General features: G+C 43.3%; 15 protein-coding genes. 2 read left to right on the top strand and 13 right to left on the bottom strand.

Annotated features, from left to right (window positions below; all coding sequences use genetic code 11):
- Positions 1 to 22: 22 nt before the first annotated feature.
- From QNH28_RS14440 to QNH28_RS14415, 6 genes are all read right to left on the bottom strand, one after another.
- On the bottom strand, positions 23 to 817 hold the full coding sequence (locus QNH28_RS14440; RefSeq protein ID WP_481858389.1) for a carbohydrate ABC transporter permease: 795 nt from the start codon (positions 815 to 817) through the stop codon (positions 23 to 25).
- A gap of 29 nt (positions 818 to 846) precedes the next feature.
- A complete protein-coding gene (locus QNH28_RS14435; protein ID WP_283911956.1) occupies positions 847 to 1,818 on the bottom strand; it encodes a carbohydrate ABC transporter permease in 972 nt (323 codons plus the stop codon).
- Between the two features lie 60 nt (positions 1,819 to 1,878).
- Positions 1,879 to 3,186, bottom strand: coding sequence for an ABC transporter substrate-binding protein (locus QNH28_RS14430; RefSeq protein ID WP_481858388.1), 1,308 nt, complete (start codon positions 3,184 to 3,186; stop codon positions 1,879 to 1,881).
- 167 nt (positions 3,187 to 3,353) lie between these two features.
- A complete protein-coding gene (locus tag QNH28_RS14425; RefSeq protein WP_283911955.1) occupies positions 3,354 to 4,136 on the bottom strand; it encodes a response regulator transcription factor in 783 nt (260 codons plus the stop codon).
- Between the two features lie 17 nt (positions 4,137 to 4,153).
- The gene (locus QNH28_RS14420) at positions 4,154 to 5,479 is read right to left on the bottom strand and encodes an extracellular solute-binding protein (RefSeq protein WP_283911954.1); all 1,326 of its coding nucleotides are present in this window, start codon (positions 5,477 to 5,479) and stop codon (positions 4,154 to 4,156) included.
- Positions 5,480 to 5,503: 24 nt separating this feature from the next.
- The gene (locus tag QNH28_RS14415) at positions 5,504 to 7,207 is read right to left on the bottom strand and encodes a sensor histidine kinase (RefSeq protein ID WP_283911953.1); all 1,704 of its coding nucleotides are present in this window, start codon (positions 7,205 to 7,207) and stop codon (positions 5,504 to 5,506) included.
- A gap of 353 nt (positions 7,208 to 7,560) precedes the next feature.
- Between QNH28_RS14415 and QNH28_RS14410 the strand changes: the two genes are divergently transcribed.
- Entirely contained in the window at positions 7,561 to 8,007 is a 447-nt protein-coding gene (locus QNH28_RS14410; RefSeq protein ID WP_283911952.1) for an OsmC family protein, read from the top strand.
- A gap of 232 nt (positions 8,008 to 8,239) precedes the next feature.
- Entirely contained in the window at positions 8,240 to 10,135 is a 1,896-nt protein-coding gene (shc, locus tag QNH28_RS14405; protein WP_283911951.1) for a squalene--hopene cyclase, read from the top strand.
- A 3-nt stretch (positions 10,136 to 10,138) separates the two neighbouring features.
- On the opposite strand, the gene QNH28_RS14400 is transcribed toward shc, so the two are convergent.
- From QNH28_RS14400 to spoVB, 7 genes are all read right to left on the bottom strand, one after another.
- Entirely contained in the window at positions 10,139 to 10,627 is a 489-nt protein-coding gene (locus QNH28_RS14400) for a DinB family protein (RefSeq protein ID WP_283911950.1), read from the bottom strand.
- A gap of 466 nt (positions 10,628 to 11,093) precedes the next feature.
- The gene (locus QNH28_RS14395; RefSeq protein WP_283911949.1) at positions 11,094 to 12,071 is read right to left on the bottom strand and encodes an aldo/keto reductase; all 978 of its coding nucleotides are present in this window, start codon (positions 12,069 to 12,071) and stop codon (positions 11,094 to 11,096) included.
- A gap of 74 nt (positions 12,072 to 12,145) precedes the next feature.
- On the bottom strand, positions 12,146 to 12,523 hold the full coding sequence (locus QNH28_RS14390) for a MerR family transcriptional regulator (RefSeq protein WP_283911948.1): 378 nt from the start codon (positions 12,521 to 12,523) through the stop codon (positions 12,146 to 12,148).
- Positions 12,524 to 12,714: 191 nt separating this feature from the next.
- The gene (locus QNH28_RS14385; protein ID WP_283911947.1) at positions 12,715 to 14,331 is read right to left on the bottom strand and encodes a copper amine oxidase N-terminal domain-containing protein; all 1,617 of its coding nucleotides are present in this window, start codon (positions 14,329 to 14,331) and stop codon (positions 12,715 to 12,717) included.
- A 181-nt stretch (positions 14,332 to 14,512) separates the two neighbouring features.
- Complete coding sequence (locus QNH28_RS14380) at positions 14,513 to 15,325, bottom strand: anti-sigma factor (RefSeq protein WP_283911946.1); 813 nt, start codon at positions 15,323 to 15,325, stop codon at positions 14,513 to 14,515.
- The gene (locus QNH28_RS14375) at positions 15,309 to 15,899 is read right to left on the bottom strand and encodes an RNA polymerase sigma factor (RefSeq protein ID WP_283911945.1); all 591 of its coding nucleotides are present in this window, start codon (positions 15,897 to 15,899) and stop codon (positions 15,309 to 15,311) included. The genes QNH28_RS14380 and QNH28_RS14375 overlap by 17 nt, the downstream gene beginning before the upstream one ends.
- 198 nt (positions 15,900 to 16,097) lie before the next feature.
- Positions 16,098 to 17,654 (bottom strand): stage V sporulation protein B, encoded by a 1,557-nt coding sequence (gene spoVB / locus QNH28_RS14370; protein WP_283911944.1) that lies wholly within the window; start codon positions 17,652 to 17,654, stop codon positions 16,098 to 16,100.
- Positions 17,655 to 17,738 lie beyond the last annotated feature (84 nt).

Below are 17,738 nucleotides of genomic sequence, written 5' to 3'. Positions count from 1 at the left end.
ACAACCCTCCAATGGAGAAATATCAGCCTTTAATTGAACCCGCAAGCAATCCCTTAATAAAGTATCTTCCTAGGAAAATATAAACGAGCAACGTCGGCAACGCGGCAAGCAACGCGCCTGCCATCTGCACATTCCACTCCACAATCTGGCTTCCGGACAAGTTTTGCAGAGCCACCATAATGGGTTGCTGCTTCTGTGAGGTGAGCGTGACCGCAAACAGAAACTCGTTCCACACACTCGTAAACTGCCATATTCCCACCACTACGAAACCAGAAATCGACAACGGAAAGATTACATTTTTATAAATTCCGAAAAAGCCATTGCCATCAATTTGTGCAGCTTCCAATAATTCGTTCGGAATCCCGACGTAGAAATTGCGAAACATCAATGTACAAATCGGCAGCCCGTATACCACATGTACGAGAATCAAACCCGGAATTGTATTGTAAAGCTCAATGGATTGCAAAAACTGAATTAATGGAATGAGAATACTTTGATAGGGAATAAACATGCCGAATAGCATGAACGCGAAGAGAACATCCGAACCTTTAAAACGCCACTTAGAAAGCACATAACCGTTCATTGAACCCAGTAAAGAGGAAATTAATGTGGCGGGAATGGCCAGATAGAAGCTGTTGATCAGGTTCGGAATGAGCTTATTGTAAGCCTCCCGGTAACCCGAGAAATTCAGTTCAGAAGGTAACCTCCACATTTGATCCAATGTAATTTCATTCAAGCTTTTAATACTTGTAACGAGCATGACATAAACGGGAACCAGAAAGACCGCAGCAAGCACAGTTAATAGGATATATTTCATGATTTGATTGAACCGTGACTTGGCCATGGTTAAGGTCTCTCCTTTCTGAAACTAGTAATTAAATAAGGGACAATAAAGAGAGAGACAAACAGCAGCATAATAATGGCGATTCCTGCACCCTGAGCGTAATGATTCCCTCTGAAGGTGGTCTCGAACATATACATGCCGGGAACATCGGTAACGAACATAGCTCCAGGGCCTGTCATCGCATAGATTAAGTCAAATATTTTCAAAGAGATATGTGCCAAAATAATGATCAAGCTCATAGAGATCGGTTTAAGCTGAGGGATAATCACTTTTCGGAAAATCTGGCCTTCAGTGGCGCCATCCACCCGTGCGGCTTCGCGTAAGTCATCAGAGATCGCTCGTAGACCAGCCAAATACATAGCCATTGCAAATCCCGTCATTTGCCAGACGGCGGCGATAACAACAGCGATCACTGCGAGCGGCAGTCCGAATTGAATTTGTCCCAGATGTAATGACGGAATGATTGTTGTACTTACATACCAATTGGGCACATCTTTAAGCCCTAGCCCACTAAGGAGAAGATTGACTCCCGTTTTGGGTGAGAGGATCCATTGCCAGACAACGCCTGTGACGATAAAAGATAAGGACATTGGAAAAATGAATACATTACGGAAAAAAGTTTCTCCTTTAATTTTTGAATCCACCATTCTAGCAAGAAAAAGACCCGCGAACATGGATAAAGCGATAAATAGTACAGTGAATGCCAATGTATTTCGTAAATCAGACTGAAAGCGGAAATCCTGAAATAAGAAACGATAATTATCAAGTCCAATGAAATGATTAGACTTCACCAATGTATTCCAGTCGGTCAGAGACACAAATGCCGTCCTGCCGATAAAGCCGTATACAAAGATGCCAATAACAATCAATGAAGGTAAAATCATTAGAATTGGAATACTTTTCGTAAGATTCCAGCCTCTGCGTGGCTTGGGGGAAGGCTGAATAGGAAGCTCGGCAGTTGTTATGTCACTCATATTTTCACTCCTAAGAAGGAGGGCCAGGAACGCAAGCAGAACGTCCTGACCCTTACTGTTCTACTTGATTTCTGTACTTTGCGCCTGCTTCAGAGCTTTTAATGCTTGATCCACATCTCCATTAGTTACGAAAATATTAACGACCTGATTGGCTTGTGTGGTGAAGCCTTCTGGAGCAGCAGAACCGTGCGCCATACTAGGAGCGAGCTTGCTAACTTTAAAGTCCTCAATCGTCTGTTGTCCATAAACATCATATTTGTTTTTGTCAGCATCGATGCGTGCGGGTATGGAGCCCTTTAGCGGGTTGAATACGTCCTGCCCTTCGACAGAACCTAGAACCTTTAACCACTCTTTCGCCGACGCTTCATTTTTAGCACCCTTAGGGATCGCGAAAGTATCCGTGATGACCATAAACATTCCAGATGTATTAGGCGTTGGCGCCCAGCCAAAATCTTTGTTTGCTGTTAATTGAAGATCCGTGGTGAAGTATCCTTTTGCCCAGTCACCCATAATGTTCATGGCAGCATCCCCTTTAGCAACCAATTGGGCGGCATCCTGCCAATTCCGTGCAGCATGATCGTTATTGATATAGGTCATCATTTTCTTGAAAGTTTCTAACGAGCTCTTAACCTTAGCGTCATCAAAGGAAAGTTCTCCAGTCCACAGCTTTTTGTAGCCGTCTGCACCGAGCTCTCCAAGCAGGATATTCTCGAACACCATCGTTGCTGTCCACGGTTCTTTATCACCTAGTGCAAGCGGCACAATTCCTTTTGCTTTAAGCGCATCCGCAACTGCAAAGAACTCCTCAAAGGTAGTTGGCGCTTTCAAATTGTTGTCATCAAATATTTTTTTGTTGTAGAACACTACATTGCCCCTATGGATATTAACGGGTACAGAGTAGATATTGCCCTCATGGCTGACAAGGTCAATTAGATCTTTCGGGAACTTATCCATCCAGCCTTCTGACTCGTACAAATCGTTAAGAGGGATTACTTTGTCGGCCGCAACCCAACCAGAGTTTAGCTCCGAACCGCCATGAACCTGGAATGCATCGGGTGGATCTCCCCCTTGCATTCGACTGGCGAGAACTGCTTTGGCATTGGTTCCTGCTCCACCAGATACTGCTGAGTTAATCACTTCAATATCGGGCTGCTTGCCTTGAAACTCTTTGATGAGACCTTTAAGACCCGCTTCTTCTCCCGCTCCGGTCCACCAGCTGAAGATTTCAACCTGCTTTTTTTCTTCAGTTTTAGCCGGTGTACTTGTGGATTCCACTTTAGTAGAGGTTGATTCTGGAGATGGAGATGGTGAAGCGGAAGAAGATTGATTCGAATTGCCGCCACAACCTGACAGCAGCATACCGCCCATGGCTACCGTCGTAAGCATTAGACCCAATTTGCGTTTCACTTGATTACCCCTTTCAATCCACCGTATTGTAAACGCTTTACACTACTCATATTAATGGATTGAAAGGATTGAAATAATGTGGTGAATCTATCTTTTCTTCCGCTTTTTCTCCCTAAGTGGCTCCGACTCTATGCATTTCTTTTTCTGTAATCTCCTGGTGACATGCCTGCATTCTTCTGAAACCATTCACTGAAGTAACGCGGATTGGGGTAACCAACGGCTTCTCCAATCTGATAAATCTTCAAATTGCTGTCGACCAGCATAGTATAAGCTTTGTCTATTCTAATACGGGATAAATAGTCGCTGAATACTTGCCCCGTTTCTTGACGGAATAAACGACTTAGGTAATTGGGGGTCACAAACAGCTCTCCCGCAATATGTGCCAGTGAAATATCTTCCGCATAATGTACTTGGATAAATTGAAGAGCTTTTTTGATCAGATAAGAGCTTGGTTCCTCTACCGGTTCTAGACCCGTGAGTACAGAGGATTCCTCACCATCCCTGTTGCACAGTGCTTTAGCTTTCAAAAGGGCGATTTCAATTTCTTCCACATCCGCAGGCTTAAGTAGGTAATCCACAGCTCCCAGGCGCAAAGCTTCCTGAGCATATTTAAAATCTCCATAACCACTGAGGAAAATAACCTTAATCTGAGATAGGTTTCTGGTGGTATCGTTTCTCCCCATCTCACGTAACCGAGCAACCAGCTCGAGACCTGTCATATTGGGCATACGTATATCGGACAGAATGATATCGGTCGAATCTTCTTCCAGATACGCAAGCGCTTCATTGCCATCTTGAAAAACCTTGACCAACGCAATACCGAGCTTCTCCCATTCAATATGCTCACTTAATCCTTCTCGAATCCAAGCTTCATCATCTATAATCATCGCCCGACACTTTTGATTAGTCATTTAAACTTCACCTCTACTTATTTATTGGTCCGTGCGCCCAACCGACGCAATTCAATAGCTGCCTCCCGAAAAGCATCCTTTGGCTCCTCATAAAGCGTTACAATTTTGGCCAGCGCCCTTTCCACCGTATCCACCATAGCTGGATAATATGTAATCGAAGGTTCGTTCTTAGCCCATTTCATCGAATCTAGAATCAATGCGAAATCCGGACGTTTCTCTTGGAGCTTAGGATCACTGAGCAGTGAACGTCTGGCAGGCACACCCCCGGCAAGAGTATAGATTCTTCCACCCCGTTTACCAGTTGAATAATCGATGAACTTCCAAGCAAGATCCTTGTTGTTGGAGCTAGCATTAATAGCCATAGTCCAACCATGCTGAAAAGGAATATGCTCTACTGCCCCGTTCTCACCCCTCATTCCTGGAAGTAAAGCTACCTTAATCACATCTTTATAGCGGCTATCGCTTGACTTGATCATAGGATAAGACGAATTCCAATATGGAGCGGCCATTGCAACTTCTCCTGATAACAGCGAGTCTCTTGTTTTAACAAAATCCCATGATAACAAGTCGTCCGGTATAATTTTCTCGCGAATGAGACGTGCCAAATAATCACCAGCCTGGATCGAAGCTTTCGAATCTAGCAGCACTTCACCACTATCCTCATCCAGAAAATCACCACCGAATGACCATAACAGAGAGGCGAATATTTTAGATCGCTCCTCCGGCACAATCGCAGGCATGACCAGTCCCCATTTGGTCGGTGATTGTTTATTCTCTTGCTGTGAGAAGTTCCGCGCAAGCTTATATACTTCATCCCAAGTTTCAGGAGGGTTAGGGATCAGATCACTGCGGTAATATAAAAAATGCGTACTGATATCCGTAGGCAAAGCATAGATAGAGTCTTGATATTTATATACAGCCAAAAAATCATTCAGGTCCATCCCTACCGGATCTGTTCTCTGAGCTTGATAAATATAATTATCCAGCGGTACGATCGCTTTAGCTGAAGCAAACTGGGCAATTGAAGTATTAGGCATGAATACGATATCGAAGTCGTCCGAGCCTGCAAGCAATTGAGTTCCTACAAAAGTGAAATAACCTTCTCGCCCCAGTTCAATAAAATCAACCTGAATGCCCGTTTCTTTCTCAAACGGTGCAAGTAGCTGGCGTAATGCTGCGGACTCAGTGCCGGTACGGATCAACACTTTGATTCTTTTGGATGGTTCTGGAGGCAATGCTGCAACATCCGTATCCAAGTCCAGAAGAATTAATCCACTAAACGCCCAGACAAGCAGCAATACAAAAGAAATGATAATTAATCTATTAAATTTCCAGCGGCTCATGTTTCCACCTCCCTTGTGTCAGACTTAATGATATTCTTCGAAAGGAATACATATGGTCACCACTGTTCCTTCAACCTCATCTGCTTCTATTTGTAATCCAAATTCAGGGCCAAATGCCAACGAGATTCGCTTCTGTACATTCCGTAGCCCTAAATGTTCACTGTTTGCATTGTCAAATTGCAGCTTCACATGCTCCAAATCGATTTTTTCACCTGTATTGTGTATCGCAATATATACCCGGTTATCCTGCTTGAATGTCCTGATCGTCACTTTCCCGCCTCCTCCAATCTTGGCAATGCCATGCTCAAGGGCATTCTCAACAATTGGCTGTAAAATTAACGGCATAATCCGGCTATTTAGAGTCTCAGGATCTAATGTGATCTCGTATAGCAGCTTGTCTCGGTAACGGAAGGATTGGATCAACAAATAGTTTTCAATATGATCCATCTCTTTTTGCACTGTCGTCCATTCCGCCTCCGCATTTAAAGTGAACCGGAAAAATCGGCCCAGTGCGGTGACAAGCTTGCTGATGGAATCTGCTTTATACTTTTTTGACATCCAATAAATCGTATCCAAGGTATTGTACAGAAAGTGGGGTTGAATCTGCATTTGCAATGCTTGAAGTAGAGCCTCACGTTTTTCCTTCTCCTGCTGTTCATTCTCTTGAATAAGCTGTTGAATCCTATGCATCAACCGGTTGAAATTCCGTTGCAGAATGCTGATTTCCTGAATGGAGCCCTGAATCTCTTCAACATGCAGTTGATCAAAGGAAAGAAACGGCATCAGCTTGGCCAGCTTAATTACCGGTCTTGAGATCGCAGTGGCCATCAGAATAGAAATAATCGTGAAGATAACTGCACCAAGCCCACCCATGACCAGCAAATATTGTAGAATTTTAAGATTGGGTCGCATCAGCTCTTCGAGTGGAACAACCGCAGTCATCTTCCATCCACTAACTGTAGACGTATCATAGGCCATCAACCATTTTTGCGAAAATTTCACGACTCCCGTCCCTTGCAAGGAAGAAAAATTTACAGCTTCAGCAATATCTGGCTCATCAAGCAAAGGTGAACGCTGCTGATAGATCTCATCTCCGCTGGCATCGGATACAATTAAGGTCCCAGTTGAGCCAATCTGGATATTATCTAAATTCTCCTCTATAAAACGATCATTTAGTTGAATAAAAAGGTATCCCCGCACTTCGGATGTATTGCTGTCAATAATCTGTCGTGCTGCAGTGACTGAGTTTCGTACCGGCGTATCGAAGCCGTTTTTTCCCCTGTAGATGGCCCATTCATCACTGTACCAGCTCATTTGCAAGGGATTCTTCTGAACTTCCTCTACAATATGCTGATAGTTATCGATATTCATTTGGGAGTAATTCTGAAAAGCACTGTCGGATGAAAATACGGTTTTGTTGGGGGTAATCAAATATACGGCGCGAATAAGATCCAATCGACCTCTGAATAGGTCCGAGTAAACCAGTTCTTTGAATTTCTGATTCGCTTCCATAAGCAGATAAGGGGTATTGTATGAGGCATCCAGAAAATCGAGCGAATGCTGATAAAGCAGCGGCCAGGTGAGTCTATCAATTTCCGTAAGATCCGACTCAAGCACACGCTGGGTCTGACTAACCGTTTGTAGTAAGTATTGACTGACTTGCTTCTGATAGATTTCGTTCTCTTTCTCGTAAATGATATAGGTGATGACAACCAAAGGAAACAGCATCAGGAGCAAAAATACAGTAAGCAACATCGTTCGGATGGAAATAGGCCTATTAAGTAAAAAGATCGTCGCTCCCTCCATTTTATCCAGCTAAAATGTAATCGGTTACAATACTACAACTTTTAAATAATTTTCACAACGCAGGATTTTGTCGTAAAATGACTTGTTTTCATATATGCTATTACTTTTGTATAGATTACAGTTCATGTATAAAAATCCAATAAAACTAATCAAGTATTGACAGGGTATAAAGAAACGAACTATAATCTAAACAATTCCTAGAAAATTACTATGAATTAATCCATTCTGAAATATCAAATCAAACTTGGGTTGTCCAGAAGAAGGAGTGTAAACACATGCCTAATGTTCAAACTTTCAAAGCAACTGCCCATTTACAAGATGGGGTTAAGGTCATTACTAAAGCAAGACAATTCGAGCTTGTCATCGATGAACCACAAAGTCTTGGGGGTACGGATACAGGAATGAATCCTGTTGAAGCTTTGCTTGCTTCTTTAGGGGCCTGCCAATCCATAGTAGCTAGAGTCTATGCCTCCAAATTTGAGGTAGAGCTTGAAGATTTCAGAGTAGACGTTGAAGGTGATCTGGACCTCGATGGATTTTTCAACCGCTCTGAAGTACGCCCTGGCTACTCCGATATTCGCTATACATTCTACATAAAGACCCCATCGCCAGCCGAGAAGGTCGAAGCATTCGTACAATTTCTAGAGAGCAAATGCCCTGTGGGTGACACCATTGCCGCTCCGGTGAATCTCAAGCTGAATCGTATCGTGATTGAAAATTAATTAAACTATTAATTAGCTAACATAATCTATAGGGCTGTGAGGTTGCATAAAGCAACTTTACAGTCCTTTTTCAAAATACAAGAAAGTATAAGTTTCACTTTACACTTTCTCCTTGCATTTCTCACATTAACACGTACCGTCCTTAAAAGGACGCCGAAGGCATTTTAGCTTCTTTCAACCTCTCTTCCATCATATAATACTAAAAATGAAGGACTTCGGAGGTACCTATGGAATGAATCCTATACTGAGCACAGTAGATCATGAGATCGAGCGTTTAACAGCATTCCTGATTGATCAACAGCAGCAAGATGGATCTTGGCATTTTTGTTTTGAGAATGGGATCGTTATCGATGCGTATATCATCATCCTCTTTCGGATATTGAATGTGCAGAATGAAGCTCTGATCCGACAGCTACATGATCGTATTCTTGCTGAGCAACAGTCCGCTGGATTCTGGCAATTATATAGAGATGAAGAAGATGGAAACTTATCTACCTCGGTTGAAGCCTACTACGCCCTTCTCTACTCCGGGTACAGTAAGGTAAAAGATGCGCCGATATTGCGCGCTAAGCATTATATTCAATCCAAAGGTGGGATTGGAAAAGTTACTAGCATCTTAACTAGAGTCATTCTTGCAGCTACGGGACAGAGCAAATGGCCTTTGGCGATTTCTTCGATCCCATTAGAGGTACTATTGTTCCCGTCCTACTTTCCTATTAACTATTTTGAGTTCTCCGGCTACTCTAGGGTACACCTCACTCCAATGCTCATTATGGCCGATCGGCGCTTCACGATCTCAACAGCTAATGCTCCTGATCTGTCTGATCTCATAGACACACGCTTTGAAGAAGATGAACACGCTTCCCGTGGATATCTAGAGCTGCAGGACGTTTTGCAATCTGGCCTAAAAAGACTTCTTGGAAGTCCTCGTCACATTCACGAAGTCTCCCAAGCGAAAGCAGAGCAGTTCATGCTCCAGCGAATTGAATCTGATGGAACTCTATACAGTTACGCAACTAGTACAATTCTTATGGTGTTTGCACTGCTAGCCCTAGACTATGATCAGCAGCATCCACTAATTAAGAATGCTATAGATGGGCTTATCGCCATGCAATGCCGCTCTGAATACAAAACAACAATTCAAAACTCTCCGTCTACGATATGGGACACGGCTCTAATTGCCTATGCTTTGCAGGAGGCACAAATTACCGATCATCATCTCACGATGAAACGTGCTGCTTCGTATCTACTGTCCAGACAGCAGGATAAAACTGCTGATTGGAGCATTCATAATCCGGATACGGCTCCCGGAGGATGGGGATTCTCAGAATCTAATACAATAAATCCGGATGTGGATGACACGACCGCTGCTTTACGAGCCATACGAAGTTTATCGAAGACTCAGCCATCCTTTCTAGAGTCATGGAATCGTGGACTGAACTGGGTTTTATCGATGCAGAATAAAGACGGTGGCTGGCCAGCTTTTGAAAAAAACACCAATAAAGAAACGCTTACTTGGCTCGCAATCGATGGCGCTAAATCTGCTGCTATTGATCCCTCGGAGGCAGATCTTACCGGGCGAACTTTGGAGTATCTCGGAAACTTTGCCGGACTTGATACGCGGAATGAATTCATCGAGCGAGGTGTGAAATGGCTGATTCAGCATCAGGAGCACGATGGCTCTTGGTACGGAAGATGGGGCGTTTGTTATATCTATGGGACATGGGCTGCAATAACAGGTTTACAAGCAGTTGGTATGCCAACAGATCATGATACATTGCAAAAAGGAACGAATTGGCTCCTAAGCATACAGAACTCAGATGGGGGTTGGGGGGAATCTTGTCATAGTGATCGTCTTTTGAAGTATGTGCCATTAGGTGAAAGTACGCCTTCCCAAACGGCATGGGCGCTTGATGCACTCATCGCTGTTCAAGCAGAACCTACACCTGCGGTAGATCGAGGAATTCAAAGACTAATATCATCTATGAACGAAATCGATTGGAAGAGCTCCTATCCGACAGGCGCTGGTCTCCCTGGGAATTTCTATTCTAATTATCACAGTTATCGGTATATCTGGCCTTTACTCACATTAAGTCATTACAGAAAGAAGTACGGGAAAGTATTATAACGATTAATATGTCAAACTTTCTCCTACTTCTTTTCGTAACTGTCTCATCAATGCTTGAATCGCACCCATATGTAGCCCTTCATGAAAAATCGTTCTTATCAACATCTGCTCAATAGTATGCATCCCCATTTCAGTCGGGGTGAACTCTTCCTCCAGGCGATCTTGATACAACTCCTGAATGACCTGTGGCTGTAGCTGTAAAATCGGAATTAGCTCAGAGAATGTCGGCGTCTCATCCGTGAATCGGTAAGGACTTGTACCGTAACCGAACCATTCATTGAATCCCATTGGAAATGGGATATCTTCTTTGGTCAGTGCTTGTATCCATAAATATTGATCTACATAGATATGACCTAAATTCCATCGGATGTTATTATTAAAACCTTGAGGGATAATATCAGCCTCTGTCTCAGATACCTCAGCCACCATTTCCAGTAACTCACTCCGGTATGTATTCAGCTGTTCAAACAAAACTTCATGTCTTCTTTTCAAATAAGTCGCCTCCTTTTTCTATCTATAAAGAATTAGAAGGAAATTCAGAAATTCCTTCTAGGTAGGAATCAACACGCTTCGTAAAACAGCAGAGCAACGATCCTCCGTTATCGGAGAATAGCTGCTCTGCATTTTGGACCGATGTTTGGCTGTTTATAATCAATTACACCTACTGCTAAATCGCCCAGTCATGATCATCCTCTGAGCTTTTCGGACCGAGTTGACGCTATTTGCTTGTTTTTAGCCTTTTACGTTTGTTTACGGACAACAGTGCAGCTATACCTAAAAAAGAGGATCATAATTGGTGTTTTTCAGGCCAATAGCGGCGATGGGGTCCGTTGAAGTTAGAAATGCGGGATAAAGTTCCTTTTAAGGTCAGCTGTGTCCGATAGCAATTTCACGCACAAAAAATATCTAATTAATTGCCGTTTGCCGTATGTTGTTTAGATCACCTCCATTAAAATTACTAGCGGGGGATGACTCCATTTTTAAAATGGATCTCAGGAAAGCTTCCCCCAGCAATCGCATGTTCTGGGATAGCCTCTTCAATTCTTTTAATATCATGATCACTCAGCTTAACCTCCAGCGATTTCATGGATTCTTGAAGCTGATTTACCCGTCTAGCCCCAATCTGAGGCATGATATCTTCTCCTTTAGATAACATCCAAGCCAAAGCAAGCTGTGATACAGTAACTTGTTTTTCTATAGCTATTTCACTTAATGCTTCAACAAGCGATAGATTGCTATCTATGTTTTCTTTGAAATATAACGGAATTCTGGTGTTGTTCACATCCACTTTATTTTTTGACCAGTTGCCACCAAGCAGCCCATGAGCCAAAGTCCCAAACGCTACAACGCCGATTCCTAACTCTCTAGCTGTCGGTAGAATATCTTGTTCAATTTTTCGATTGAAAAGAGAATATTCGGATTCTACCATAGCAATCGGATGTATTGCCTGAGCTTTTCTTAAAGTCTCCGCTCCAACTTGTGTAAGCCCTATATGTCTGACATACCCTGCCTTAACCATATCGGAAATCGCTCCTATAGTTTCTTCAACGGGGATGCTTAGATCAATTCTTGCCGGCTGATAAAGATCTATATAGTCTAGATTCAATCTCTTTAATGTATAAGTAAGATAGTTTTTTACCGTTAGCGGTCTGACATCTAATCCATACATTGAACCATTAGGTGCTAATAACCCTCCAAACTTTACAGATATATAAGCCTGCTCTCTTCTGTAACCTTTGAGTGCTTCACCAATCAGCATTTCGTTGTGACCAGAGCTATAGAAATCGGCTGTGTTAATAAATGAGATTCCTGCATCAAGTGCGGCGTGGATCGTTGCTATGCTTTCTTTTCGGTCAGCGTCTCCGGTAGCATTTGACATCCGACCGCAGCCGAGCCCAAGTCTGGATAATCCCATCCCGTTTGTTTGATTTTCCATTGTTAATTCCTCCGATTTCTATTTGTTGTCCCCCCTAATATAACGTTAACGTCATGTTTAGGGTAAAAAAAGAGCTAGCTCTCTTCTCTTTCAGAAAACCAGCGTTCAAAGTATTCTATTTGAGTCTGTAATTCATTTCGAAATAACTGTAGTTCACTCATTTTCTGATCCGTCTCAGTCAGATGCTGGCGTAAAATTGTGAGTACTTTCTGTTTGGTTTGTACACCACTAGGGTCAATAAAATAAAGGTCAACTACACCACGTATTTCTTCCAAGCTGAGCCCTAACTTTTTTAACTGATCAATTTTTCGTAAGCGTTCAAGCGTCTCTTCACTGTAATAGTGTTGTCCATTGCCTTCACGTTCACCAGGCGGCATAAGCCCTATACTCTCATAGTATCGAATCGTACGCGGAGTTACCCCGGCTCGTTTGGTTAGCTCTCCGATTCTCATGCGATTATTTATATTCATCACCTCACAAAAACATGACGTTAACGTTATGTTCAGAGTATAGCTTCCAAGTATAGAGGTGTCAATAGAGCGTACTTTAAAAAATAATAAGATTAACAGGCAGCGACACCCCAGTTATGGAGAATCACTGCCTGTTACTTTGGATTTGGGGCTCTTACATCTTTGACCGCCTCTTACTTCATTGCCTTAGTCAGCGTAATCGACCCATCTGCTTTTTGGAAATCAACATGCCAGCCAAGCAGTTCAGTAATAAAACGTAGTGGAACGGCGGTGCGGCCATCTTTTATAATCACTGGTGTACCAATTTCTTTTTTCACATTGTTAACCATCATATAATCTTTGCCGACCCAGAAAGTCAACGTATCATCCCCTGCTTTGACCGTGATCGTATCAGTACTTGCATCCCAACCAACTTGCGCTCCGATTCCTTCACTCAGATAACGAAGAGGGATAAACGTCCAGTTGTTCCACAGGAAAGGAGTTGTATCCATTTGTGTGGTCTTATCATTGATGATCAGCTGCTTGCTTCCGACCTTCATCCAGATTGTTGTCATGTTGTTAGATGAAGCTGGTTGTGATGGAGTTACCTGGGTAGTGAACTTTTCTGGCATTTGTTGAACGATGGCATCAGCCAGTGCTGTGCCGATCACATACATTCTTTTATCCCCAGCAGCGAAAACATTATAGGCTTTCTCATAGGCGCCTTTAATGTAATTGTAGAAATAGTCCTGCACATCTTGTTCATGCGCTTGCAGTACTTGCGTTGCAGTCGCAGCAGGTAGTTTACCACCCGTTGCCGTACCAAGGAAATTACCAAGCGCAGTTGGGAAGTCTTGCAGAAGCTGCATTTTCACTTTTCCTTCCTGGGTCATGTCGTTGTTTTTCACGGCTATGCCCAAGTCAGCGCTGTTGCTGTATTGCGATGAGAAGATTTGTGCGAATTGATCGGCACCCGCTTGACCGTATAATGATTTAACAGCAGCGCTCATTTCATTCGCATTTTTTTCGAGCTGTTCTCTAACGGTCTCCGCATCTGGCGCACCTTTATACTGCTCAAGTGTGGTCATGGATTGATAGAAGAAATGAATGGCTAACAGTTGATCGAGCGTCGCTCTTAAATCATTTGCGGGCGTTACTACAACTGTATTGTCGAACTTATCTGGAAATTGCTTAACGATGGCTCCGGCAAGTGCCGAGCCAATATCGGACATCCGTTTGAATCCAACAGTGAAATGTTCGTATGCGGCATCGTAGTCCCCTTTAATGTAGCTGTAGAAGAAATCTTGAACGTCCTTCTCATGAGCGCTCAACACTTGTGTTGCCGTAGCCGCAGGCAGATTACCAGCAGTTGCCGTACCTAGAAAATTACCAAGCTCAGTCGGAAACTCCTGTAACAAATCCTTTTTCACTTCTGCTTCTTGTGTTGCATTCCCATTCTTCACAGCTGTGCCCAAATTGGCACTGTCATTATACTGAGAAGAAAAGATTTCCGCGAATTGATCGGCACCCGCTTGACCGTAGATCGATTTCACAGCTGCCTTCATTTCATCCGCATTCTTTTCCAGCATATCCTTTGCTGTTTCTGCATCCATTGTCCCTTGATATTCTTTTAACGTAGTCAGCGCCTGGTATTCAAAATGAGTCGAGAGGAGCTGACTAAGAGTCGCTCTCAGATCCGAGGCTGGTGTTTTAACATTTGGATTCACTGCCCCATTATTCGCTGCCATCGCCATGGACGGAACCAGTAGTACTGTGACTATTGCTGTTGCAACAATTTTCTTCAACTTCATTCTTTTCCATCTCCCTTATTTGTTATGGTATGACCAAAGTATTATTGCTTTCATACAGTTACACGCTGGTCAGTAGGATCTGGATCACTATTTCAGAAAAATATTTAAAAAATAAAAAAACGAATGCCCCGGATAGAGATCTCAGGACATTCGTTGTGAATCATTTTCTTACATTTTACCTTTAAATTTCCGCAGCTAGCACTATGTTTCCACGAGGTTCCTTACCGTTCGCGTCAGGCTCTTGCGTGATCGCAATGGTATCATAATCATCAGGTGAGAACGTATAATAAAGTGCTCCTGTTCCATCCCGAGTGAGAAATGTGCCCGCATTAACCGGTTTGCCACCTTTGAGCAGCCATACCTGAAAAGCTTCATCATCCTTCAGCTCAGGCAGCTTCTCCGCCTGCACAATCAGATGCGTTCCTTTGCTATCGATAACGATCATCGCTGTCCCTTGGGCAACCAAATCCTTTACCGTTGGTTTTAATGACACCACATTATGGACTTGAAGACCGGTCGCAGGTTCATTACTTAACGCAAGTTGACCTCGCAGCTTCTCTACCTCAGCAAGCAGATTGCTTTTATCCTCATTTAGCACATTTAACCTTACAGCCAGTACACTTGTTGTGATTAAAAGAACGATAGAAGCCACGCTTAATATAGTGTATATTCTCCCTTTACGTTGACGAACGCTTCTCTCAGGCTCATGATTTACCGTAAGGTCAGAGACTTCTGTTTCATTTCCTTCCTGTTTCGGCTCTATAGAAGATTGGAGGACATGAGTAAGGATGCGGGATTTCATTCCCTTAGGAGGCTCAACCTCTTCTGTGGTAAGAGGAAAATAATTCACAAGTTCCGTCATTTCAGCAGCTTCCTGTTGGCAATCAGGACAAAGCTTCAAATGCTCTTCAAAGGCTTCGCGTTCCTTTTTGTCCAATCCTCCTAGCACATACATGCTCAAATCCTCACACATCTCCTTACGATCTGCGCTCATACTGCATCTCCTCCTTCCACATATCGAATCGACCTCGCAACGCTTTAAGCGCTAATCTTACCCTGCTCTTTACGGTTCCCAACGGAATTTTATGCTGATCCGCAACCTCCTGCTGTGTGTATCCCATGTAATAAATCCATTCCAGCACTTGTTTTTGGTCCGATTGTAAACCCTCTATTTCTTTCTTCAGCTGCTGTCCTAGCAGATTATGTTCAACTGTGAGTTCGGTTGACTCCTCATCACTCCGGAGCCGCTCCCATACAACGTCTTCCACGGGATCTTCCGGTTGCCTCCCTTGCTTGCGAAGCCGGTCAATTGCCAAGTTGCGAGTAATTGCAAACATCCAGGTACTTATTTTTCCTTTATTGCTCTCTATTTCGATTCGACTGGCTGCATTCCAAATCCGCACGAATAGCTCTTGCACAATTTCTTCCGCTTCCATAGCATCTTTTACAATACGTAGTGCAAACGAATAAATAGACCTCTCGTATCTATCATATAACTGCTCCAGTGCATCCGTGTCGCGAATGGCAATCTTCTGCAGCAATATCTCATCAGATAACGGCTCCAGCAAGGTGGCTCCCCCTCTCATAAAATCTACTTTTATCTAACACATCATAAAGGTATGTTCTAAATAGAGCAAGATGATTCGGTTCCGAATACAACAGGCTTGGGTAACAGTAGAGGTTTAATGATTCACCACAAAAAAAGTCACATTAGATTTAATCTAATGTGACTCTTTATAAATAAAGTTAATCTAACTATATCTCTTTCAAGAAACAGGTGTAATCGTTGGAGGCTTCGCTGCTCTTTCCCAAGCATGGGTAACTTGCAATGTTGCTGCGTAGGTGATCAACGAAACGAATAGCGCTCCGAACAGTTCAAGGAACTGCCCCAGAGCCATTCGTTCCAGAATACCGTGAGCCGTCAACCCGCAGATCGTCATGACAATTCCTCCCGCGCCCACCTTGAATACAATGCGAAAGTCAAAATAAAATCCGATCGTTCCTGCCACAGATAAAAAATTCAGCACTGTCAGCAGCATGAGTCCCAGTCCGAACCCTATAGCAACCCCTTGGATTCCAATATTAGAACCGAGAACAAAGATCGTAATCACTTCAAAAATATTCGTAAGAATATGGTTCCACATGACGGTTGAGGCTTTCCCCAAACCAAGCAGAATCGCTTGCAGTGGCGCTCCAAAATAATAAAGTAAAAACAAGGGTGCAATCAGCCTTAGCAGCTCACCCGCTTCTGGCGAATGATAGATCATAGTCGTTAATGGTACAGCCCATAAGTACAAGATGATTGTACATGGGAAACCTACAATAAGCGCGGATCGCATAGCCATATCCATCCGACTATGCATAAGCTTGCTATTATTGCTCACACTTGCTTCGCTGATTGCCGGTATTAATGCAGTTGACAACGATTGTGTGAAGAAGCTGGGAAGAAACAACATTGGGAGAGCATATCCAGCCAGAAGTCCGAATTGCTTAGTCGCCATCTCAACACCTACACCAAACAGGACTAGACTTTTCGTAATCAGCAGTGGGAGAAACGCATGATAGAGGGAATGAATAAAACCGCTGCCTGTCATCGGTAAGCCGATGCGCAGCAGATCTCTCAACGTACTGTCTCCTTTGGGTGAAATACTTGATGTAGGCGGTGGGGAAGTTTTGTTTTTTCCTCGATTTGCCCATTTGAAGACAGAAAACAGATAGAGCAACCCAAAACCTTCGCCGATCACGGAAGCCGCCATAGCGCCAGCAGCTGCATAGGCAATCCCATAGGGCAGCAAAACGTTGACGACACCGATAATGACAATGATTTGCGCCAAATTCTCAATAATATCGGAAAAAGCCAGCGGATTCATGTTCTGTTTTCCTCGAAAATAACCTTTCAATACAGCTGACATCGCAATAATTGGAATGATCGGCGTAATAGCGACCATAGCATAATAAGCCCTCTGATCGGCCAAAAAAACCGATGCGATCCATTTAGAACCAAATAGAGCCACTAAAGTTAGTATAATACTCAACGTACCCGTAATGCTTAAGGATACTCTGAGAATACGCTTCACTCGTGCTTCATCCTGCTTAACCTCAGCTTCCGACACAAGCTTTGAAATCGCAACAGGAAGCCCCAGCTCTGTCAGCGTAATAAACAAGGGCAGCAGTGGATGAGCAATCATGAGCAGCCCTACCCCTTCGGCTCCCAAAAAACGTGCCAGCAAGACTCCGTTCAAAAATCCGAGCCCTTTTGTAAAAAATGCCGACACGGTTAAAATGAACGTTCCACGAATAAAGCTTTGTTTACGCATCGCCATTTCTACGCATCTCCACCTATGGTTTGTCCTGTCCTACTTTCTAACTTATTCGAACAAACGCAAGGACATGCAGACAAGTATGTC

This window comes from Paenibacillus sp. G2S3, from assembly GCF_030123105.1.
Lineage (GTDB): Bacteria > Bacillota > Bacilli > Paenibacillales > Paenibacillaceae > Paenibacillus_AQ.
The sequence above is the reverse complement of the archived record's forward strand: the minus strand, read 5'-3'. Positions and strand labels throughout refer to the sequence as shown.